This is a genomic window from Paracoccus sp. ME4, assembly GCF_046736325.1.
Lineage (GTDB): Bacteria > Pseudomonadota > Alphaproteobacteria > Rhodobacterales > Rhodobacteraceae > Paracoccus.
Genome location: NZ_CP151276.1, coordinates 1,730,290 through 1,750,717, shown reverse-complemented (window position 1 = coordinate 1,750,717; position 20,428 = coordinate 1,730,290). Strand labels below are relative to the sequence as shown.

Sequence of the window (20,428 nt, the reverse complement as noted above, 5' to 3'; positions counted from 1 at the left end):
ACTGCAAATGATGCGCCGGTCCGGCCTTGACGGCGCGCAGGACCGGGGGCAAGCCAAGGCCATGGGACTGATCATCGACATTCCGGCCATCCTGGCCAATCACGCGGCCTTGGCCGCCCGTGCCCCCGGTGCCCGCGCCGCCGCGGTGGTCAAGGCCGATGCCTATGGCCTGGGGGCCACCCGCGTCGCGCCCGCACTGTATCGCGCCGGCGTCCGCGACTTCTTCGTGGCGCTGGCTGCCGAAGGGCGGGCCATCCGGCCGCACCTGCCGCAGGATGCCCGCATCAGCGTGCTGTCGGGCCATATGGAGGGGGCGGACCTGACCGGGCTGACCCCGGTCCTGAACAGCCCCGCGCAGTTCTTTCGCGACCGGGCCATGCGGCCGGGCCAGTCCTTCGCCATCCAGCTGGACACGGGCATGAACCGTCTTGGCATGGAGGCGCCCGAATGGGCGGCGATCCGCGACGAGGTTCTGGCCGCCGGTCCCGCCTTCATCATGTCGCACCTGGCCTGCGCGGACGAGCCGGGCCACCCTGCCAATGCCGCCCAGCTGGCCGTCTTCCGCGCGATGACCGAGGGCTGCGGCGTGCCGCGGTCACTGGCCGCGACGGGGGGCATCCTGCTGGGGCCGGACTATCACTTCGACATCGTGCGGCCGGGCGTGGGCCTCTATGGCGGGCTGCCCTTCGCCGAGGCGCGGGGCGTCGTCACACTGTCGCTGCGCGTGATCCAGACGCGCGACGTCGCCGCCGGAGAGATGGTCGGCTATTCCGCCGCCTGGCACGCCCCGCGCGACAGCCGCATCGCGACGGTCGATGCGGGCTATGCCGACGGCATCCTGCGCTCGCTGTCGGGACGCGGCGCATCGCTTTACGCGGGCGACGTGGCCTGTCCCATCGTCGGGCGCGTGTCGATGGACCTGATCACCGTGGACGTGACCGGGCTGGATCAGGTGCCCGACCGCCTGGACCTGATCTGTGCGCATCAGCCCGTCGACCGGCTGGCCGAAATCGCCGGGACCATCGGCTATGAGGTGCTGACCTCTCTCGGGTCGCGCTACGACCGGACCTATCGGTGAGGGCCATCCGCGCGATCGGACGGCCCGTCCTTCGGCTGACGCGGACCCTGGGCGCGGTGACCCTGTTCGCGCTGCAGGGCTTGGGCGGCATCGGTCGGCCAGCGGCCATCGGGCGCCAGATCGTCCAGATCGGCTGGCTGTCCCTGCCGGTCGTGGGGCTGACCGCGCTGTTCACCGGCGCGGCGCTGGCGCTGCAGATCCATTCGGGGGGCAAGCGGTTCCAGGCCTCCGACGTGGTGCCCGCCATCGTGGCCATCGGCATGGTGCGCGAGCTGGGCCCGGTCCTGGGCGGGCTGATGGTCGCGGCCCGCGTGGCCAGCGCCATCGCCGCCGAGATCGCGACCATGCGCGTCACCGAACAGATCGACGCGCTGGTGACGCTGTCGACTGACCCGGTGCGCTGGCTTGTGACGCCGCGCCTCTGGGCCGCGATCCTGTGCCTGCCGGTGCTGGTCGCGGTGGGCGACATCATCGGCATCATGGGCGGCTGGCTGGTGGGGACGGGGTCCCTGGGCTTCACCTCGGCCACCTACATCGCCAACAGCTGGGCCTATCTGGAGCCGTGGGACGTGACCTCGGGCCTGCTGAAGGGGGCGGTCTTCGGGCTGATCGTGGCGCTGTCGGGCTGCTGGTTCGGCATGCGCGCCGGACGCGGCGCGGCCGGGGTCGGGCGTGCCACGACCAATGCGGTCGTCGCCGCCGCCGTGGGCATCCTGGCCGCGAACTTCGTGCTGACGGGGCTGTTCTTCGAATGATCGAGCTGCGCGGCCTGACCAAATCCTTCGGTGGACGGCGGGTGCTGGACGGCGTCGACCTGACCATCCCCGAGGGGCAGAGCCTCTGCGTGATCGGTCAGTCCGGCACCGGCAAGTCGGTCCTGCTGAAATGCATCCTGGGGCTGGAGCGTCCCGATGCGGGCACCGTCCTGTGGCAGGGCGCGCCCTTGGACCGCGCGCGCTTCATGGCGGGCTTCGGGATGCTGTTCCAGGGGGCGGCGCTGTTCGACAGCCTGTCGGTCTGGCAGAACGTCGCCTTCCGGCTGCGCCAGCGCATGGACGACCGCCGCGCCCGCACCGTGGCGCTGGACAAGCTGGTCCGCGTGGGCCTGGGCCCCGAGACCGCCGACCTGATGCCCGCCGAACTGTCGGGCGGCATGGCCAAGCGCGTGGGCCTGGCCCGCGCCATCGCTGATGACCCGCGGGTGATCTTCTTCGACGAGCCCACGACCGGGCTGGACCCGATCCGCGCCCGCGCCATCGACGCGCTGATCCGCGGCATCGTGACCGAGACCGGGGCCACGGCCGTCACCATCACCCACGACATGGACAGCTGCCGCATCATCGGCGACCGGGTGGCGCTGCTGGCCGGGGGGCGGATCGCGCATGACGGGCCGGTCGCCACGATGGGCGCTGCGCCCGCGCTGGCCGGGTTTCTGGGCAGGCCCGCCGCAGAGGGCGCCGCCGATGCCGGTTGATCGTGCAACCTTTGGCGGGGCGTCTTCGTTCTGCCACAAACTTGCGCAAAATCAGTCATGCGGCCCGGATGATGACCTTGTGCGAATCCGCTTCGCTTGCGACCATGAAACGACCCTCTGACCAGGAGAACGATTTGGGCCTCACCCCGACGCCACCCGTCACCGCACCCACGGCCGAAACCCTGCTGGAATTTCCCGACAACCGGTTGCTGATCGACCTCTGCGGTCCCAACGACCGCCACCTGGCCCGGATCGAGGAGGCGTTGGGCGTCCATATCCTGCGGCGCGGCAACCAGATCGCCGTCGTCGGCGGCCCCGAGGCCCAGTCCGAAGCCGCGACCCTGCTGCAGGGGCTCTACGCCCGGCTGGAGCAGCATCGTCCCGTCGGCCCCGCCGAGATCGAGGCCGCGTTGCGCATGGGGGTCGAGCCCACGGCCGACGTCACCCCGGCCGAGCAGTTGGAGATGTTCGCGCAGGGCAATTACGAGCTGCGCACCCGCAAGAAGTCGGTCGAACCGCGCACCGACGCGCAGAAGGCCTATGTCCGGTCGCTGTTCCAGAACGAGCTGGCCTTCGGCATCGGGCCTGCGGGCACGGGCAAGACCTATCTGGCGGTGGCCGTGGGCGTGACCATGCTGATCGGCGGCCATGTCGACAAGATCATCCTGTCGCGCCCCGCGGTCGAGGCCGGGGAGCGGTTAGGCTTTCTGCCCGGCGACATGAAGGAGAAGGTCGATCCTTACATGCAGCCGCTCTACGATGCGCTGAATGACTTCCTGCCCGCCAAGCAGCTGCAGAAGCTGATGGAGGAGAAGCGCATCGAGATCGCGCCCCTGGCCTTTATGCGCGGCCGCACGCTGAGCCGCGCCTTCGTGGTGCTGGACGAGGCGCAGAACGCCACATCCATGCAGATGAAGATGTTCCTGACCCGCTTGGGCGAGGGGTCGCGCATGGTCATCACGGGCGACCGCACCCAGATCGACCTGCCGCGCGGCATGATGTCCGGCCTGATGGATGCCGAGCGCATCCTGAAGGACGTGAAGGGCATCAGCTTCAGCTATTTCACCGCCGACGACGTCGTGCGCCACCCGCTTGTCGCGCGCATCATCAAGGCGTATGAGGTCGAGGACAATGCCGCCCTTGCCCGCGGCGAGACAGAGGAGGCGCGCGGCCAGTATGTGCCGCGCCGTGCGTTCAGAAACGATGCCTGACGAGATATCCGTCGATTGCGTCATCGAGGATGACCGATGGGAGGCCGCCGGTCTTGAGAACCTGGCGGCCGAGGCGGTCGCCGCCGCCCTGCGCCATCATGATTTGGGCGGAGAAGTCGTGGTCATGGGCTGCGACGACGCCCGCATCGCCGCGCTGAACGCCGATTTCCGCGGCAAGCCGCGCGCGACGAACGTGCTGTCCTGGCCGTCGGTCGAGCATCTGCTGCATGCGCCGGGCGCCATGCCCGAGTTGCCCGACGAGGACGAGTTGGGCGACATCGCCATCGCCTATGAGACCTGCCTTTCCGAGGCTGAGGCCCAAGGCAAGCCGGTCGATGACCACATCCGCCACCTTCTGGTCCATGCGACCCTGCACCTGCTGGGCTACGACCACCAGAACGACCCCGATGCCGAGCGCATGGAGGCGACCGAGCGCGCCATCCTGGCCGGCATGGACATCCCCGATCCCTATCAGGAGAAAGACCGATGAATTCCGAAAGCCGATTATCCGAACCCTCGCCCGACGCGTCGGACAGTCCGACGATCGACGTCGATGACGCCGAGGGGCGGGAGACCGGTAACGGCAAGGGCTTCTTCGGCCGCGTGCTGTCGGCCCTGACCGGCAGCGAGGCCGGGACCGAGACGGACGGGCAGCCGCCCCATGTCCTGGGCACGCCCGGCCTGATGAACCTGCGGCGGATGCGCGTCGACGACGTCGCCATCCCCAAGGTCGAGATCGTGGCCGCCCCCGCCAACATCGCGCTGGAGGATCTGGTCGCGATGTTCCAGGAGCACGGATTTTCGCGCATGCCGGTGTTCCGCGGCACGCTGGACAGCCCGCTCGGGCTGATCCACCTCAAGGATCTGGCGCTGAAGCACGGCTTCGGGGCAGGGGGCAAGTTCACGCTGCGCCCGATGCTGCGGCCGCTGCTCTATGTGCCGCCCTCCATGCCCATCGGCGTGCTGCTGCAGCAGATGCAGCAGAAGCGCATCCACATGGCGCTGGTGATCGACGAATATGGCGGGGTGGACGGTCTGGTCACGATCGAGGACCTGATCGAGCAGGTCATCGGCGAGATCGAGGACGAGCATGACGAGGACGAAGGCGGCCTGTGGGTTCAGGAGAAGCCCGGCCAGTGGCTGATCCAGGCCCGCGCTCCTCTGGACGATGTCGAGGCCGCGACCGGCCTCACGTTGACCGGTGCGGAGGACGAGGATGTCGACACGCTCGGCGGGCTGATCTTCATGCTGGCGGGACGCGTGCCGCTGCGCGGCGAGGTGATCGCGCACGATTCGGGCGTGGAGTTCGAGGTCGTCGATGCCGATCCGCGCCGGTTGAAACGCATCAGGCTGCGCCTGTCGGGCGCCAAGCGCGTGACGGAGGATGCCGCCCCGGCGGCGTGACGCGGCGATCGCGGACGGGCCGTCGGGCCCGTCCGTTCAGCTGGCCTCGAACCGGGCCAGCATCGCCTCAAGGAACCGGTCGCGCAGCTCCGGCACCTCCATCATCACCTCGTGCATCGCGCCCTGGATCAGCAGCAGCTCGGCCCCCGACCAGCGCGCGGCGCGGTCGCGGATGGCCTGCGGCGAGACGATGCGTTCGTCCGAACCCAGAGAGACCAGCATCGGCACCTGCGGCGAGGCGATGCGGGACAGCCGGCTGCATTCGTTCAGCGCCTTGCTGACCCAATCGAAGGTCGCGCCGCCGATGGTCAGGTCGGGCCAGGCTGCAGACTCGCGCACCAGCCGCGCCCATTCGTCGCCGTTGCGCGTCAGCAGGTTGGCGTTGAAGCTCTCGTCCAGGGGATAGGTCGTCTGCGCCCCGCCGCTGCCGGGGGCGGCGATGCCGCCGCGTCCGACGCGTCCCGCCAGATAGGCGACCCCCAGGGCAATGCCCTGCTGCACCGGGCGCAGGTTGATGCCCCACATCGGGGCCGAGAACACCGCGCTCTGGACCGGCAGGCCGCCGTCCAGCGCCGCAAGGCCGATGCAGCCGCCCATGGAATGGGCCAGCAGATGCCAAGGCCGGGGCAGGCCGCATTCCTCGGCGGCGATCATCATCTCGACCACGTCGCGCTGATAGTCGGCGAACTGGCCGATATGGCCCACCCGTCGGTTGGGCAGCAGCCGGTCCGACATGCCCTGACCGCGCCAGTCGATCGCCAAGACGTCATAGCCCTGCGCGGTCAGCAGCTGCGCGATGGGGGCGTATTTCTCGATGTATTCGGTGCGGCCGGGAAACAGCAGCACGCTGCCCCGCCCGCCCTCGGCCTGCCAATGGGCCAGGCGCAGGCGCACCCCGTCATCGGCCTGCGCCCAGAAGGCGCGGGCCGGCCGCGACCGGTCGTCGGGCAGCTGATGGAAGGGCGCGTCCTGCATCAGGCTCAGGACAGCTTCTGACCCAGCTGCATCGCGACGCCCATCGAGCCGTCGATCTTCAGCTTGCCGGTCATGAAGGCGGTGGCGGGGTTCACGTCGCCGTTCATGATGCCCTCGAACACGTCGCGGGTGGCGGTCAGGGTGACGTCGGCCTCCTCGTCGCCGGCGCGCACGCCGGACTCGTCGATCATGATGGCGCCCTCGTCCTTGATGACGAACTTCGCGGTCGAATCGAAGCTGTCGATCTTCTCGCTCAGCTTGGCGACGGCCTTGGTCACGACTTCGCTCATTTGGTCTCTCCTGATGCGCTTTGGCTGGCGCCCGGCATGCGGGCTGGGTTACACCGTCAGTTATGAACCCGGTCCGCCCGTTTATCCACATTGCCGTCACGGCATTGCGTCACAAGGTTCTGACGATTTTCCTGATTATTGCAAGCGCGCTGCCGATCGCCGCCGCGGCGCAGCCGGCCGATCCGCTGGCCGATGCCTTCGCCCGGCTGGCCCGCCCCGAGGGCGAGGGCTGGCGCATCGCGGAAAGCGACATCCTGCGCGCCTGGTCGCGGTCGGGATCGCCCGCGATGGACCTGCTGCTGCAGCGCGGAGAGGCGGCGCTGGACATGGGCGACATCCCCTCGGCCATCGGGCACCTGACGGCGCTGACCGATCACGCGCCCGATTTCGCCGCCGGGTTCCAGGCCCGCGCCGCGGCCTATGCGGCGGCCGGGCAGTTCGGCCCGGCGCTGGCCGACCTGCGCCAGGCGCTGATCCTGGAGCCGCGCCACTTCGCCGCGCTGACGCAGCTGGGCCTCATGCTGGAGGAGATGGGCGATGACGGCCGCGCCCTGGCCGCCTATCGCGCCAGCCTGGCCATCCACCCGCACCAGCCCGAGGCGATCGACGGGGCCGCCCGTCTGGAACGCAAGCGCATCGGCACCGATATCTGAGGTCATGAGCATGACGACGCGCGGGCGGATCACCGCCATCCTTGGGCCCACCAACACGGGCAAGACGCATCACGCCATCACGCGGATGCTGGGCCACCGGACGGGGGTCATCGGCCTGCCGCTGCGCCTGCTGGCGCGCGAGGTCTATGACCGGATCGTCGCCGCGCGCGGCCCGTCGGTCGTGGCGCTGGTCACCGGAGAGGAACGCATCGTTCCCGACCGGGTGCAGTACTGGGTCGCCACCACCGAGGCCATGCCCGACATCGCCGCCGATTTCGTGGCCATCGACGAGATCCAGCTCTGCGCCGATCCGCAGCGCGGCCACGTCTTCACCGACCGCCTGCTGCACATGCGCGGCACGCTGGAGACACTGTTCCTGGGCAGCGACACGATGCGCCCGGCCATCGCGGCGCTGGTGCCCGATGCGCGCTTCGAGCGGCGCGAGCGGTTCTCGGAGCTGTCCTGGGCCGGGTCGAAGAAGCTTTCGCGGATGCCCGCGCGCAGCGCCATCGTGGGCTTCAGCGTGGACGACGTCTATGCCATGGCCGAGCTGATCCGTCGCCAGAAGGGGGGCTGCGCGGTCGTCATGGGCGCGCTGTCGCCCCGCACCCGCAACGCCCAGGTCGAGATGTATCAGAACGGCGAGGTCGATTACCTGGTCGCCACCGACGCCATCGGCATGGGGCTGAACCTCGACATCCGCCATGTCGCCTTCAGCGCCACGCACAAGTTCGACGGCAAGCGCGTCCGCCCGCTGTTCCCCCATGAGATGGGCCAGATCGCGGGTCGGGCGGGGCGGCACACCGAATCCGGCACCTTCGGCGTGACCGGCGAGGCCGAGCCGCTGGACGAGGGCCTGATCGACGCGCTGGAGAACCACCGCTTCGCGCCGATCAGCCGGCTGATGTGGCGCAACGCGGCGCTGGAGTTCGGGACCATGGACCGCCTGGTCGAGAGCCTGGAGACCGCCCCCGCCCATGACATCCTGGTCCGGGGCCGCGAGGCGGATGACGTCTCGGCCCTGAAGATCCTGCGCGAGATGCCCGAGATCCGCGACCGCGTGCGCGGCGGCAAGGACGTGCGCCTGCTGTGGGACGTCTGCCGCGTGCCCGATTTCCGCGGCATCTCGGCGATGGAGCATGCGACGCTGCTGGCGCGGATCTTCGGCTTTCTGCAGGAGGGGCACATCCCCGCCGACTGGCTGGCGCGCGCCATCGAACGCATCGACCGCACCGGCGGCGACATCGACGCAATCTCAAAGCGGCTGGCCTATATCCGCACCTGGACCTATGTCGCGCAAAGAACGGGCTGGGTGGCCGATGAAAAGCATTGGCGCGGAGAGACGCGCGCTGTAGAAGACCGCCTGTCGGACGCGCTGCACGCGGCCCTGACCCAACGATTTGTGGACCGGCGCACCTCCGTGCTGCTGCGCCGGCTCAAGCAGAAGGAGAGCCTCGTGGCCGAAGTGAATGACAAGGGCGAAGTGACGGTCGAGGGCGAATTCGCCGGCCGTCTGGAGGGCTTCCGCTTTCGCCCCGACCAGACCGGATCGGCCGACGAGGCGCGGATGCTGTCGCGTGCGAGCTATGACGCGCTGAAGCCCGAATTCCATCTGCGCGCCGACCGCTTCTACAACGCGCCCGACACCGAGATGGACTATACCAAGCAGGGCGGCCTGATGTGGGGCAACCAGGCGGTCGGCAAGCTGGTCAAGGGGTCCGATCCGCTGCATCCCGGCGTCGAGGTCTTCGTCGACGAGGAGGCCGGCTCCGAGATCGCGGACAAGGTCCGCCGCCGGGCCCAGCATTTCATCGACCGCAAGATCGCGGCCCTGTTCGAGCCGCTGCTGGCCCTGCAGCGCGACGAGGCGCTGACGGGCCTGGCGCGCGGCTTCGCCTTCCGCCTGGTCGAGGCCCTAGGCATCCTGCCGCGCGACGGCATCGCGAACGAGGTCAAGGAGCTGGACCAGGAGAGCCGCGGCGCGCTGCGCAAGCATGGCGTCCGCTTCGGTCAGTTCACCATCTTCCTGCCCGCGCTGCTCAAGCCCGCGCCGACGCGCCTGCGTCTGGTCCTGTGGTCGCTGCACGAGGGCCTGTCGGAATTCCCCGAAAGCCCGCCGCCGGGTCTGGTCACCATCCCGCACCTGCCGGTCGTGCCCGATCAGGTCTATGCGCTGTCGGGCTATCGTCCGGCGGGTGACCGCGCGATCCGCATCGACATGCTGGAGCGTCTGGCCGACCTGCTGCGCGCGCAGGACACGCGTGGCGGCTTCGAGGCCAATCCCGACATGCTGTCGATCACCGGCATGACGCTGGAGCAGTTCGCGGCGCTGATGCAGGGGCTTGGGTACGCTGCCGATCGCGGCGAGCGGGTCAAGGTCAAGACCTCCGAGCCGGTGGCGGTCATCCCCGCCGCCGAGGGCGAGGCGTCGGATGCGCCGCTGACCGAGGAGGAATCGGTGCTGGCCGCCGAGACCCGCGCCCGTTGGGAGGCCGAGCAGGCCGAGAAGCGCGAGCCGGAGGCAGACGTCGCCGCCGATGCCGCCGATGCCGCCGAGCCGGAGGCCCCCGCGGCCGCGCCCGAGACCGAGGTGTTCTATACCTTCAAATGGGCGCCGAAGTCGCGCGGCAACCGCCGTCCGCAGGGCGAGCGGCCCCAGGGCGAGCGTCCGCAGGGCGAACGCCGCGGCCCGCGTCGCGACAACGCGCCGCGCGACGGCCAGCCCCGCGATGCGGCAGGGCAGGGCGACCGTCCCCGTGGCGACGCGCCCCAGGGCGAGCGTCGCGACCGTCAGGGCAAGCCCGGCGGCAAGTTCCAGGGCGGCAAGAAGCCCGGCGGCAAGCCTGCCTCGTCGCACGGACCCAAGACCTTCTCCTCGCGCCCCGAGAAGAAGGCCGATCCCGACAGCCCCTTCGCCATCCTGGCGCAGCTGAAGGACAAGAGCTGAGTTGAGCGAGGCCACCCCCGGCCTGCGGCTGGACAAGTGGCTCTGGCATGCGCGGGTCTTCAAGACCCGCGGTCTTGCCGCCGCCCGGATCGAGGGCGGCGGCATCCGCGTCAACGGCCAGCCCTGCCGCAAGCCGGGCCGCGCCGTGCGGCCGGGCGACGTGCTGACCGTGTCGGCCTATCAGCAGGTGCGGGTTCTCACAGTCCTGGCCTTGGGCGAACGGCGCGGTCCGGCCTCGGAGGCGCAGTTGCTGTTTTCCGAAGAGCGCGACGGGTTGATTGATCCGCCGGGAATGCCTAGGTGACAAACCAAAGTTCCAGGACAAGAGCGCCAAGATGACCTATGTCGTGACTGACAACTGCATCATGTGCAAGTACACCGATTGTGTCGAGGTGTGCCCCGTTGACTGCTTCTACGAGGGCGAGAACACGCTGGTCATCCATCCCGACGAGTGCATCGACTGCGGCGTCTGCGAGCCGGAATGCCCCGCCGACGCGATCCGACCGGACACCGAGCCCGCCATGGAGACCTGGGTCGAGTTCAACCGCAAGTATTCCGAACTGTGGCCGGTGATCACCCGCAAGAAGGACCCGCTGCCCACCGCCGCCGAAATGGACGGGCAGGAAGGCAAGCTGGAGAAGTACTTCTCGGAGACCCCCGGCGCGGGCGATTGATATTTAAGTCGTTTGAAGGCGGGACCGGTCGGGTTTCGACCTGACGGTTCGGTGGCTGGAACGCGACAGGAAGTCACGGAACGCCCCGTCAAGGCGTGCGGACGCGCTGGAGCACGCTTACGCGCCGGCTGCACAGCGTCAGCATCTGTGCTCAGGCCGCCCGTTCCAGCGGCGCGGAACATTGGCGCTTGTGCGATCGCTTCAGGTCGTGGCGCGGGTGTGATGTCACTGATTTGCATGTCGGCCTATTCGCTGCTGCAGATCGGTGACTTCCAATATGCGAAGGTTCATCCCTTAATGCCGGACCGTCGTGTGTGACGCGCGGATTGACATGCCAAGGGATTATTTCTCCACCGCCGCCTTGTGTCCGCCGCGACTTGGGGACGGACAGTGAAGCGAACAGGCTTCACGAGCGAGCAGATCACCAGCATCGTTGGCGAGCACGGTCGACGTATGCGTCGGCGGCGCTTAGCGCGCTGACCTGTGCTGCAAGCGTGTCATGTGGGAAGGGGCTTCCCATAACTGGAAGGCTGGTTCGGCGGCTTGACGGTGTCGGAGGCGAAGCGGCTGAAGACGCTCGAGGATGATAATGCCAGGCTGACGAAGCTGCCGGCCGTGCGGATGCCTGATCTCGTTGCGATGAAGGAGCCTGTCTCAAAGAGGGATGACGCCTGCCGTGAAGCGCGAGGCGATCGCGCATGTGATCCTGGTCGGGTTCTCGCTTCGGCGGGTGTGCGGAGTTGTTAGAGCGGATCGCAGGATGGTGCGCCACAAGGCGCAAGCCGTGGGCCGGATACGCAGCGACGTGGGTGGCTGCGGGAACTGGCTGACGAGCGTCGACGGTTCGGTTATCGCCTACTTTTCGTGCTACTGCGGTGCGAGGGCGAGCCTTCCGGCATCAACCTGGCACATGCGCACGTCGTGATCGCGGCTTTAGCCGCGGACTGCGACACCGAGCGTCCCCGCCCGGCCTTGGACCACCAGACTCCGGTCCACTCCTTACGAAGCCGGATCACCGCAATCGCCGACCCCGCTGCGCGAGATGATGGCTCCGCGCCTCGGGCGGCTGCTCAAACTGTGCCAGTCGGCGTAAACGCAAAGGATGACAGTCGTTCAGGGAGATATGCATGACCCGTCATATGCCTGCGATCATCTGATGCAAAGCATGGCACAAAGGGCGATGCGCGCGAATTGGCGATGTTCGCTCAAACGAGACATGGCCAGCGGAACCGACATATTGAATATTGGGCAGGATTTTTCTTTGAAAACGCCGGAATATCGCCCAAGGCGGATGATCACCGTGCCTCTGGAATGAAAGGACCTGCGCTCTGCGTCGATCGTTTCATTCCAAAGGCACGGCGCGGCAAATGAATGACGCAAGGCGGCGATGGATCGAAATCAGGGCGCAGCGTAAGCCGCGCCCTGGCGTCCATCACCTCAGATGAAGTCGATGTGGTTGATGATGGTCTGAAGGTCGCTGATGTTCTGGAACATCAGTACGTCCCCGTCGCCGAAATCAAGCGCCGCCTTGCCGTCGATGACGGTGCCGTAGGTGTCGATCACGTCCTGCGCCGTGAGAGACGCGTCATCCCACAGGTCGGCATCCAGCTGCAGGCGGTCGGAGTTCTGCCCGCCGATGGTGAAGTCGAGGATGAGGTCGATGTCGCTGTCCATCCGGTAGACGAACGTGTCGCTTCCGCCGCCGCCCAGCAGTGTGTCGTTGCCGGTTCCGCCGTCCAGCAGATCCTTGCCGACGCCTCCGTCCAGATAATCGGCGCCCGCGCCGCCGGAAAGCTGGTCGTTGCCCTTGCCTCCGGATAGGACGTCATTGCCGATGTCGCCGTTCATCTTGTCGTTTCCGGACCCGCCGACCAGCTGATCGTTGCCTGCTCCACCAGCCATCCGATCGTTGCCGTCATCGCCGAAGAGCTTGTCCTTGCCGTCCCCGCCGGAGAGGCTGTCATTGCCCGCGCCGCCCCGCAGCTTGTCGTTCGCGGCACCACCCTCGAGGGTGTCGCGACCGGCAAGACCCTCGATCAGGTCGGCACCGCCGCCGCCGGCGATCATGTCGTCTCCGGCCGTCCCCTTCAGCCGATCCGCATTCTCTGTTCCGTTGATCAGTGACATCGTATTCCCTCACAATATTTAAACCACCACGACCCTCGCAAAGTCTTACGGGGGTCAACGACATGCCTTCCGATGTTCAGATCGAGCACTCACGTCTGCTGGATTTTTGGCGCAGCCATTAAAGCAAAAACCCGTCGTAACCAGCATGCGATTGCACAGGAGGAGGCGCTTTTGCAGAAATTCCGAACAGTCTCACCCATCGGAATGCGATGGGCACCTTACGCCACCCTAGAGAAAAAGATATATGAGTAAAATTTTACTGACAACGTATTAGTGGATTTTCGCTTCTGAAAATTGATTGTTCTATCATATAAAAAACAACCTTAGATTTAATCCATATAAAAAACATGGAGGTGAGAAGTTCCTCAGTATTTTTATATGTTCATCCATTTCGGAGGGGTTGTACTGAGAGCTGCTTTTTTGATGTCCGGAGCAATGGAGTGAAGCGAGTTCGAAAGTCCGGCGCTGCCCACATTTGATTCGCAGGATGGGATCAGGGTTGGTTGCTCGGAGGTGAGGGTGTGCGCAAGGTCCACGGACGCAAAGGTGACCGTCCGACACTTGCCGTATCGAACGGCCGCGCGCCTCCGGATACTCACACTGCCCGACACGAGTTCGGTGCAACATCGCCGGGTTTCACCCCTGAACCCTGTCGTACATTGCCTCCGCCCGGGGATGCGCGCGCGCTACTTTGTCCCGCAGTGCCTTTCTCACTCGGTCATCACCATGCAGCGCTCGACGTCAGAGTTCTGCTGCGGCGTGTCGGGCTGGATGTCAGTCAAGGCGATACCCTGCGTCGACGCCCAAGTCATCAATGTGGACGTGACGTATTCCGGGCCATTGTCGACTCCGATCGCTATGGGGTTCGCCCCCCGCCCTTTCAGTGGTTATACAAGTATCGGGGGTTGTTGCAGAACTTTCCTGAGCGAGGATTTCCGCGGTAGCCGCTGTCGGATAAGCGTCCTGGCATGACCAAGCCCGAGGCTGCCCGCTACGGCACCACGAACCGGAAGTCCTGCAATGACGCCCTGATGCAGTGCGGTTCGCTGCTGATCTGGCCGGACGGGGACATGGCGTTGATGGCTATCAGGGAGGACCGATCTGGCCGATCGCCCGTTTTTTCCGACGCTGTGGTCCAGTTCTGCCTGATGGGGGAGGTCCTCTTCAACCTGCTGCTTCGGCGAACGACCGGCATCCTGATGATGGCAGGGCACGACTGGCCAGTGCCCGACTTCTCCACGCTGAGCCGCAGACGGAAAACCTTGGCCGTTCAGACCCCCTACCGTCGTACGACGGGACCGCAGAAGCTGCCGGTCGACAGCACCGGGATTCAAGTTTCTGGGCGACGGTGAGCGGCCGGCGCGCAAGCACGAGACCCACCGCAGGTGCCAGTATCGCAAGGTTCACCTGGCCATGGATACTGCCACCGGCGACATTCGCGCGATGGAGTTCACCTCGAGCCGTGAGGGTGTCAGCCCTGTGCAGCCTGTCCTGCCGGATCTGATTCCGCGCGATGAGCAGATCGGCGCCGTGACCAGCGACGGCGCTTTTCGCAACCGGCGTCTTCACCCCGCTATCGTGGATCAATGCTGCACTGTCATCATTGCGATCCGCAGGAACGGCCGCCTGTGGAAGTGGGACTGCCCTGCCGCTCACGCCTGCAACGATATTCGGCACGTGAGCAAGCGCTTAGGAGGCGCCAACTGGATTCACCGGTTCGGCTATCCCGTCCGAAGTCGGATCCACGCGAAGATGCGTTGCCGAAGATCTTTGGGGGACCGCATCTCCGAACGCGACCCGGACAGGCAGGCTGTCTAGCTCCACATCCGCATCCCCCTCATGAGCAGCTTTAACGCAGTTGGTACCGCTGAGATCGGGCGCGTGGCATGAGATTTGTGGAATAAGGGGCGCTCGCCTCGGAAGGTGAACTCTGCATCAACGCCCAGAAAACTGTGCGTCGATGATAGGAACGCTGCCGGCGGGATTATCCTCGTCATCGCTGGTTGCTGCGACAACGAGGCGTGGACCGCCCACATCTTCCTCGGTCTTGCAAGAGAGTGTTCGCCTGATGGTCGCAGTCTTTAGCAAAATTCACGACGTCGTGACAGCGGCCGACATGCCGATGGGCAACGACCTGATGATGCGATTGACTTCGAAAGTTCGACAGAAAATTCTGGAGCGGGTGAAGGGAATCGAACCCTCGTCACTTGCTTGGGAAGCAAAAGCTCTACCATTGAGCTACACCCGCGCTGCCTTTTGAATACCGTCACTGCCGCACTGCTGCAAGGACAAACCGCGCGGCGTCCGAGCGTCCGGACCGCAGCCGACATGCCGCACCTGCGGGATATGTGATGCCGTTGTCCTGTAAACGCATCGTCTGTCCAGCCCGCGTCGCGCAGCGTTGTCCGCAGTGGAACCGCATTGATTTTAGGCATCATCTTGACGCCAGGGCGCGCGATGGGTCAGACCGAAGATGTTGCGCAAGGCAGGTTGCGTATTTTTGTGGCTGAGTTCGGGTCATCGTCATGTGCGGCATCATCGGGATTTTGGGTCGTCACGAGGTTTCTCCTCAGCTTGTGGATGCGCTTCGGCGGCTGGAATACCGGGGCTATGACAGCGCGGGGGTGGCGACTGTGGACGGCTCGGGGCGGCTGGAGCGGCGGCGCGCGGTGGGCAAGCTGGTCAATCTCAGCGACCTGCTGGTCCACCAGCCGCTGACCGGGCATGCGGGCATCGGGCATACGCGGTGGGCGACCCATGGCGCGGCGACCGAGGTCAACGCCCATCCGCACCGCTCGGGGCCCGTCGCGGTGGTCCACAACGGCATCATCGAGAACTTCCGCGAGCTGCGCGCCGAGCTGGCAGGCTTGGGCATCACGCCCGAATCGCAGACCGACACCGAGACCGTCGCGCTGTTCACCGCCCACCACCTGGCCCAGGGCCTGACGCCGCTGGAGGCCGCGCGCGCGACCCTGGCCCGGCTGGAGGGGGCCTTCGCGCTGGCCTTCCTGTTTCAGGACCAGCCCGACCTGCTGATCGCCGCCCGCAAGGGCAGCCCACTGGCCATCGGCCATGGCGACGGAGAGATGTTCATCGGCTCGGACGCGGTGGCGCTGGCGCCCTTCACCGACCGCATCACCTATCTGGAGGATGGCGACCACGCCGTGCTGACCCGCGCGGGCGTGCGGATCTGGGACGCGGACGGGCACCAGGCCAGCCGCGCGACCGCGCGCATCGACGTGGGCGCGACCGTGATCGACCGCGCCGGCCACCGCCATTTCATGGCCAAGGAGATCGCCGAGCAGCCCGCCGTCATCGGCGACGTGCTGTCGCGCTATCTCAAGGACGACCGGATCGTGCTGCCCGACGGGCTGGACTTCGCGGACCTGGACCGGATCACGCTGGTCGGCTGCGGCACCGCGCATCTGGCGGGCCATGTCGCGAAATACTGGTTCGAGCAGCTGGCAGGCCTGCCCTGCGACATCGACGTGGCCTCCGAGTTCCGCTATCGCGAGCCGCCCTTGTCGGATCGCAGCCTGTTCGTGGCCGTCAGCCAGTCCGGAGAGACCGCCGACACGCTGGCCGCGCTGCATTACGCGCGGGGCCGCGTGGCGCGGACCGTGGGGCTGGTGAACGTGGGCACCTCGGCCATCGCGCGCGACGCCGACCTGGCCCTGCCGACGCTGGCCGGGATCGAGGTCAGCGTGGCCTCCTCCAAGGCCTTCACCTGTCAGCTGGCGGTGCTGGCGGTGCTGGCGCTGAAGGCGGCGCAGGACCGGGGCCGGATCGACGCGGCGGGGCTGGCCGCGCATCTGCGCGACCTGCGCGCGATCCCGGCGCTGCTGTCGCAGGCGCTGGCGCTGTCGGATGCCTGCCGCGAGCAGGCCGACTGGCTGGCCCAGGCCCGCGACGTGCTGTACCTGGGCCGCGGCGCATTGTACCCCGTCGCGCTGGAGGGGGCGCTGAAGCTCAAGGAGCTGAGCTACATCCACGCCGAGGGCTATGCCTCGGGAGAGCTGAAGCACGGCCCCATCGCGCTGATCGACGGCGACGTGCCGGTGGTGGTTCTGGCACCCCATGACGCGCTGTTCGACAAGACGATCTCGAACATGCAGGAGGTGATGGCGCGCCACGGCCAGGTGCTGCTGATCTCGGACGCGGCGGGCATCGCGGCGGCGGGCGAGGGCATCACCGCCAGCCTCGCGCTGCCCTCCGGCGGAGGCGCCTTCCAGCCCATCCTCTACGCCATCCCCATGCAGTACCTCGCCTACCACACGGCCGTCGCAAAAGGCACAGACGTCGATCAGCCCAGAAACCTCGCAAAATCCGTCACCGTCGAATAACGCAGAAGCAGGACCGCCCCGCATGTACCCGAACTCTCGCATCGAAAAGGCGCATTTCATCGTCTACAGCAACGAGGCCGCCCCGTTCGGCGAGAACTCGGACTATTACTGCGAAAGCGCGCTGCGGGCGGGGTTCGACACCGCCACGCATCAAACCGAACGCCAGCTGCGCCAGACCCCCTTCTGGGAGGAGAACCGCGCCATTCTGGAGCAGCCGCGCGGGGCGGGCTACTGGTTGTGGAAGCCGTGGATCATCCTCGAGACGCTGCGCAAGGTCGGGCCGAACGACATCGTGGTCTACAATGATGCCGGCCGCTACTCCCCGCGCTCGTTCGAGCCGTTCCCGTCCTTTCCCCATGCCGCGGTCGAGCTGACCGCGATGATGCCCAAGCGGTTCATCATGGGCACGCGCATCGAATGGCTGGTCCAGGGACAGTACACCAAGCGCGACTGCATGATCCTGACCGGTGCCGACACGGACGAAATGCGCTATGCCCCGCAGATCAACGCCTGTCCCGCCCTGTTCATGCCGTCGGCCGAGTCCTTCGCCTTTCTCGAGCGCTGGCTGGAACTGGCGCGTGACCCGCGCGCGCTGACCGATCAGCCGGACGAACTGGGCACGCCCCATCCGGAATTCGAGGATCACCGCCACGACATGGCGATCGCCTCGATCCTGCTGCATCAGACCGGCGGTCACTACTTCGACCTGTCCGAAACGGGCGCTTTGGCCGAGGCCGATCACCTGCGGCAGCGCAACCGGCATGTGCCCCGGCTGCAGACTCATATCGGCTATCTCTCCCTGATCGCGCGCGAGGCGCTGCGCGACGATTTCTTCGCCGATCCGCAGGCCGACCTTTCCGAGGTCGAGCGGCTGGTCCGCAACATCCGCCCCGACGAGCACATCCCCCAGCAGCCGCGGACGGTGCCGGCGCGGGTGCTGGTCGAGGAGCTGAATGCCGGGACCGGCGACATCCTGCCCGACCATGTCCGTGCCGCGGCGCAGAAGAAGGCCGTGACCGCGATGAAGATCCACGCCCTGGGCCAGCAGCAGGAGGGGACCGACATGGTCTGGGCCGATGCCGCCGCGATCCTGCGCAACGTCCTGTCGGACGGCGCCGCCAAGGACCCGGACGCCTTGGCCATCAGCGCCGCCATCGCCCTGGACGAGGCCCTTTCCAGGCGTCCCGACCTGCAGCGCGCGACCCGCGCCGACATGGTCTGGAACGCGCTTGGCGACGAGGCACGGACCATGTTCAAGGCGCGTTTCAAGCGCAACAGCAGCCCGGCGGGGCGCGCGGCCCTGGAGGGCGCGGCCGACCACGCCGCCCGGGCGGGGGTGTTCGGTCTGGACCGCGAGCTCAGCTATCCGCGCCGGCGCATGGTGGCCGAGATCGAGGGGATGTTCACGGACTGGCTGCGCCTACAGGATGCCGAGGTGACCGAATGAGCCGCCCCGCGCGCATCCTGATCACCGGCGGCGCGGGCTTCATCGGCGGACATCTGGCCCGCCGCCTGATCGCCCAGGGGACCGAGGTGGTCGTGCTGGACGACTTGAGTTCCGGCAGCCGCGACGCCGTGCAGCCCGAGGCCCGCTTCCATCACGGGTCGGTCTGCGACCCGGCGGCGGTCGCCGCGGCGGTGGAGGGGTGCAGCGGCATCGTCCATCTGGCGGCGATGGTGTCGGTGCCCGAATGCGTGGCGGACTGGACGGGCGGGCACCGCGTCAACATCGGCGGCACGATCACGGTCATGCAGGCCGCGCGGGCGGCGGGGAACCTGCCGGTCGTCTATGCCTCCTCGGCCGCGATCTACGGCGATCAGCAGGGGGCGCTCTGCCACGAGGCGCTGCTGCCCGCGCCTCTGTCGCCCTACGGCGCGGACAAGCTGTCCTGCGAACACCACGCCCGCGCCTTCTGGACGATACACGGCCTGCCCTCGGCCGGGCTGCGCTTCTTCAACGTCTTCGGTCCGGGGCAGAGCATCCGTTCACCCTATGCCGGGGTCGTCGCGCGCTTCTGCGACAACGCGCGGACGGGAACGCCCCACACGCTGTTCGGCGACGGGCGGCAGACGCGCGATTTCGTCCACGTCACCGACGTGGTCGAGATCATCCGCCGCGCGCTGGACCGCCTTGCCGCAGAGCCCGACACGCTGGTCTCGAACGTCTGCACCAACCGGGCGATCAGCCTGCTGGATCTGGTCGCGACGCTGGACGACATCGTGCCGGGCAGCGCGGCGGGCATGACCTTCCTGGACGCGCGGGCCGGCGACATCCGCGATTCGCGGGGCTGCGACCGCCGGATGCGAGCGCTGTTCGGCGATCTGCCCGGCACGACCCTGCGCGACGGGCTGACCGAAATCCTGTCGCCGGACCCGCGGCCGATGCCCCCGGAGATGCGGCTGGACAGTCCCTACGGCCCCGGATCATAAACCGCGATGCCGGCCTGCCGCCGGCACGGGGAACATCCGACGATGCGCCATGACTGGCCCGACCTGCATCTGCTCCGCCACGGAGAGACCGAATGGAACCTGGAGGAACGCCTTCAGGGTCGCGGTGATTCCGCGCTGACCGAACGCGGGATGCGGCAGGCGCGGTGGCAGGCGGCGCTCATGCGCGGGGTCGGGGGCGCGCGCCTGTCCAGCCCGCTCGGTCGTGCCGACCGGACGGCGCGGATCGTGTTCGGCCCGGACTATCGCCATGACGACCGCCTGGTCGAGATCTGCGTCGGGCGGTTCGCCGGCCAGCGGCTGGCCGACCTGCGCCGCTCGCATCCGCCGCTTTTCGCCGGGGGGCCGCTCGACTGGTACGACCGCTGCCCGGCGGGTGAGGGGTTCGCGGCGCTGCACGCTCGCTGCGCGTCCTTCCTGGACACGCTGGATGGTCCCGCCACGATCGTCACCCATGCCATCACCCTGCGCATGATCCGCCTGATCGTGCTGGACCGTCCGCTGTCGGAACTGGCCTGCGATCCGGTTCATCAGGGCGCCGTCCATCGCCTGTCGCGCGGACAGGAGACCGTCCTGCGCCATCCTGACGATGCAGGAGTGCCGCAGGGCCTTGCAAGACACGCGTCCGGCGGGCCATAAGGCGACGGCATGGCCCGTTAGCTCAGTGGTAGAGCGTCCCGTTTACACCGGGCCGGTCGGGAGTTCGAATCTCTCACGGGCCACCATGCCGCATTGCAGGGCCGACGCGGCGGTTGACCCGCGTGGGCCGAGAAACCATTTATGACGCAGGGGGTTGCGCGGGCG

Annotated in this window: 19 protein-coding genes, 2 tRNA genes and 3 pseudogenes; 19 read left to right on the top strand and 5 right to left on the bottom strand. The window is 67.4% G+C overall.

The features are described from left to right. The first annotated feature begins 7 nt into the window (after window positions 1–7). From alr to AACG61_RS08970, 6 genes are all read left to right on the top strand, one after another. A complete protein-coding gene (alr, locus tag AACG61_RS08995) occupies window positions 8–1,078 on the top strand; it encodes an alanine racemase (RefSeq protein WP_411836796.1) in 1,071 nt (356 codons plus the stop codon). Further along, window positions 1,075–1,833: an MlaE family ABC transporter permease gene (locus AACG61_RS08990; protein WP_411836795.1), complete on the top strand. Its 759-nt coding sequence runs from the start codon at window positions 1,075–1,077 to the stop codon at window positions 1,831–1,833. The genes alr and AACG61_RS08990 overlap by 4 nt, the downstream gene beginning before the upstream one ends. Further along, window positions 1,830–2,552: an ABC transporter ATP-binding protein gene (locus AACG61_RS08985; protein ID WP_411836793.1), complete on the top strand. Its 723-nt coding sequence runs from the start codon at window positions 1,830–1,832 to the stop codon at window positions 2,550–2,552. The genes AACG61_RS08990 and AACG61_RS08985 overlap by 4 nt, the downstream gene beginning before the upstream one ends. Window positions 2,553–2,656: 104 nt before the next feature. After that, complete coding sequence (locus AACG61_RS08980) at window positions 2,657–3,763, top strand: PhoH family protein (RefSeq protein ID WP_411836792.1); 1,107 nt, start codon at window positions 2,657–2,659, stop codon at window positions 3,761–3,763. Further along, on the top strand, window positions 3,756–4,253 hold the full coding sequence (ybeY, locus tag AACG61_RS08975) for an rRNA maturation RNase YbeY (RefSeq protein ID WP_411836791.1): 498 nt from the start codon (window positions 3,756–3,758) through the stop codon (window positions 4,251–4,253). Before AACG61_RS08980 ends, ybeY begins: the two co-directional genes overlap by 8 nt. Next, a complete protein-coding gene (locus AACG61_RS08970) occupies window positions 4,250–5,167 on the top strand; it encodes a transporter associated domain-containing protein (protein WP_411836790.1) in 918 nt (305 codons plus the stop codon). The genes ybeY and AACG61_RS08970 overlap by 4 nt, the downstream gene beginning before the upstream one ends. A 36-nt stretch (window positions 5,168–5,203) precedes the next feature. On the opposite strand, the gene AACG61_RS08965 is transcribed toward AACG61_RS08970, so the two are convergent. After that, on the bottom strand, window positions 5,204–6,142 hold the full coding sequence (locus tag AACG61_RS08965; RefSeq protein ID WP_411836789.1) for an alpha/beta fold hydrolase: 939 nt from the start codon (window positions 6,140–6,142) through the stop codon (window positions 5,204–5,206). Window positions 6,143–6,147: 5 nt separating this feature from the next. Continuing rightward, the gene (locus AACG61_RS08960) at window positions 6,148–6,432 is read right to left on the bottom strand and encodes an SCP2 sterol-binding domain-containing protein (RefSeq protein ID WP_411836788.1); all 285 of its coding nucleotides are present in this window, start codon (window positions 6,430–6,432) and stop codon (window positions 6,148–6,150) included. Window positions 6,433–6,536: 104 nt separating this feature from the next. Here AACG61_RS08960 and AACG61_RS08955 point away from each other — a divergent pair, with 104 nt between their 5' ends. The 6 genes and pseudogenes from AACG61_RS08955 to AACG61_RS08930 all read left to right on the top strand — a co-directional run bounded on the left by AACG61_RS08955 (window position 6,537) and on the right by AACG61_RS08930 (window position 12,021). Beyond that, the gene (locus AACG61_RS08955; protein WP_411836787.1) at window positions 6,537–7,085 is read left to right on the top strand and encodes a hypothetical protein; all 549 of its coding nucleotides are present in this window, start codon (window positions 6,537–6,539) and stop codon (window positions 7,083–7,085) included. 10 nt (window positions 7,086–7,095) lie between these two features. Then, window positions 7,096–10,032 (top strand): helicase-related protein, encoded by a 2,937-nt coding sequence (locus AACG61_RS08950; RefSeq protein ID WP_411839488.1) that lies wholly within the window; start codon window positions 7,096–7,098, stop codon window positions 10,030–10,032. Between the two features lies 1 nt (window position 10,033). Next, the gene (locus AACG61_RS08945) at window positions 10,034–10,336 is read left to right on the top strand and encodes an RNA-binding S4 domain-containing protein (protein ID WP_411836786.1); all 303 of its coding nucleotides are present in this window, start codon (window positions 10,034–10,036) and stop codon (window positions 10,334–10,336) included. A gap of 31 nt (window positions 10,337–10,367) precedes the next feature. Beyond that, entirely contained in the window at window positions 10,368–10,706 is a 339-nt protein-coding gene (fdxA, locus tag AACG61_RS08940; protein ID WP_411836785.1) for a ferredoxin FdxA, read from the top strand. A 390-nt stretch (window positions 10,707–11,096) separates the two neighbouring features. Next, window positions 11,097–11,837, top strand: a pseudogene (locus AACG61_RS08935) (hypothetical protein). After that, window positions 11,809–12,021, top strand: a complete 213-nt coding sequence (locus tag AACG61_RS08930; RefSeq protein WP_411839548.1) for a hypothetical protein — start codon at window positions 11,809–11,811, stop codon at window positions 12,019–12,021. Before AACG61_RS08935 ends, AACG61_RS08930 begins: the two are co-directional and overlap by 29 nt. Before the next feature lie 122 nt (window positions 12,022–12,143). Here the strand turns inward: AACG61_RS08930 and AACG61_RS08925 are convergent, their stop codons facing one another. Together AACG61_RS08925 and AACG61_RS08920 are read right to left on the bottom strand one after the other, a co-directional pair. Beyond that, window positions 12,144–12,833 carry a calcium-binding protein gene (locus tag AACG61_RS08925; RefSeq protein WP_411836784.1) on the bottom strand — a complete coding sequence of 230 codons (690 nt, stop codon included), beginning with the start codon at window positions 12,831–12,833 and terminating at the stop codon, window positions 12,144–12,146. 731 nt (window positions 12,834–13,564) lie between these two features. Then, window positions 13,565–13,696 (bottom strand): annotated as a pseudogene (locus AACG61_RS08920) (IS3 family transposase); the annotation flags it as partial. A gap of 105 nt (window positions 13,697–13,801) precedes the next feature. On the opposite strand from AACG61_RS08920, the gene AACG61_RS08915 reads away from it, so the two are divergent. Both AACG61_RS08915 and AACG61_RS08910 read left to right on the top strand, forming a co-directional pair. Continuing rightward, entirely contained in the window at window positions 13,802–14,185 is a 384-nt protein-coding gene (locus AACG61_RS08915) for a transposase (protein ID WP_411836783.1), read from the top strand. Further along, a pseudogene (locus AACG61_RS08910) lies at window positions 14,145–14,651 on the top strand (transposase); the annotation flags it as partial. The gene AACG61_RS08915 and the pseudogene AACG61_RS08910, both read left to right, overlap by 41 nt. A gap of 356 nt (window positions 14,652–15,007) precedes the next feature. Here the strand turns inward: AACG61_RS08910 and AACG61_RS08905 are convergent. Next, window positions 15,008–15,081 (bottom strand) — tRNA-Gly (locus AACG61_RS08905). Window positions 15,082–15,358: 277 nt separating this feature from the next. Between AACG61_RS08905 and glmS the strand changes: the two genes are divergently transcribed. The 5 genes from glmS (at window position 15,359) to AACG61_RS08880 (ending at window position 20,349) form a co-directional block, all read left to right on the top strand. Beyond that, entirely contained in the window at window positions 15,359–17,176 is a 1,818-nt protein-coding gene (gene glmS, locus AACG61_RS08900) for a glutamine--fructose-6-phosphate transaminase (isomerizing) (RefSeq protein WP_411836782.1), read from the top strand. A gap of 22 nt (window positions 17,177–17,198) precedes the next feature. After that, a complete protein-coding gene (locus AACG61_RS08895; RefSeq protein WP_411836781.1) occupies window positions 17,199–18,623 on the top strand; it encodes a hypothetical protein in 1,425 nt (474 codons plus the stop codon). Continuing rightward, the gene (locus AACG61_RS08890) at window positions 18,620–19,606 is read left to right on the top strand and encodes an NAD-dependent epimerase/dehydratase family protein (protein ID WP_411836780.1); all 987 of its coding nucleotides are present in this window, start codon (window positions 18,620–18,622) and stop codon (window positions 19,604–19,606) included. Before AACG61_RS08895 ends, AACG61_RS08890 begins: the two co-directional genes overlap by 4 nt. 42 nt (window positions 19,607–19,648) lie before the next feature. Then, entirely contained in the window at window positions 19,649–20,263 is a 615-nt protein-coding gene (locus AACG61_RS08885) for a histidine phosphatase family protein (RefSeq protein ID WP_411836779.1), read from the top strand. Window positions 20,264–20,274: 11 nt separating this feature from the next. Beyond that, window positions 20,275–20,349, top strand: a tRNA-Val gene (locus AACG61_RS08880). The last annotated feature ends 79 nt before the right edge of the window (window positions 20,350–20,428 follow it).

Excerpts from the sequence above, each read along its gene's own strand:
- ybeY (WP_411836791.1), top strand. The coding sequence starts at position 3,756 with ATGCCTGACGAGATATCCGTCGATTGCGTCATCGAGGATGACCGATGG.
- alr (WP_411836796.1), top strand. The coding sequence starts at position 8 with ATGATGCGCCGGTCCGGCCTTGACGGCGCGCAGGACCGGGGGCAAGCC.
- AACG61_RS08930 (WP_411839548.1), top strand. The coding sequence starts at position 11,809 with ATGACAGTCGTTCAGGGAGATATGCATGACCCGTCATATGCCTGCGAT.
- AACG61_RS08885 (WP_411836779.1), top strand. The coding sequence starts at position 19,649 with ATGCGCCATGACTGGCCCGACCTGCATCTGCTCCGCCACGGAGAGACC.
- AACG61_RS08915 (WP_411836783.1), top strand. The coding sequence starts at position 13,802 with ATGACCAAGCCCGAGGCTGCCCGCTACGGCACCACGAACCGGAAGTCC.
- AACG61_RS08970 (WP_411836790.1), top strand. The coding sequence starts at position 4,250 with ATGAATTCCGAAAGCCGATTATCCGAACCCTCGCCCGACGCGTCGGAC.
- AACG61_RS08950 (WP_411839488.1), top strand. The coding sequence starts at position 7,096 with ATGACGACGCGCGGGCGGATCACCGCCATCCTTGGGCCCACCAACACG.
- AACG61_RS08980 (WP_411836792.1), top strand. The coding sequence starts at position 2,657 with ATGAAACGACCCTCTGACCAGGAGAACGATTTGGGCCTCACCCCGACG.
- AACG61_RS08965 (WP_411836789.1), bottom strand. The coding sequence starts at position 6,142 with ATGCAGGACGCGCCCTTCCATCAGCTGCCCGACGACCGGTCGCGGCCG.
- AACG61_RS08985 (WP_411836793.1), top strand. The coding sequence starts at position 1,830 with ATGATCGAGCTGCGCGGCCTGACCAAATCCTTCGGTGGACGGCGGGTG.
- glmS (WP_411836782.1), top strand. The coding sequence starts at position 15,359 with ATGTGCGGCATCATCGGGATTTTGGGTCGTCACGAGGTTTCTCCTCAG.
- AACG61_RS08960 (WP_411836788.1), bottom strand. The coding sequence starts at position 6,432 with ATGAGCGAAGTCGTGACCAAGGCCGTCGCCAAGCTGAGCGAGAAGATC.
- AACG61_RS08925 (WP_411836784.1), bottom strand. The coding sequence starts at position 12,833 with ATGTCACTGATCAACGGAACAGAGAATGCGGATCGGCTGAAGGGGACG.
- AACG61_RS08895 (WP_411836781.1), top strand. The coding sequence starts at position 17,199 with ATGTACCCGAACTCTCGCATCGAAAAGGCGCATTTCATCGTCTACAGC.
- AACG61_RS08890 (WP_411836780.1), top strand. The coding sequence starts at position 18,620 with ATGAGCCGCCCCGCGCGCATCCTGATCACCGGCGGCGCGGGCTTCATC.
- fdxA (WP_411836785.1), top strand. The coding sequence starts at position 10,368 with ATGACCTATGTCGTGACTGACAACTGCATCATGTGCAAGTACACCGAT.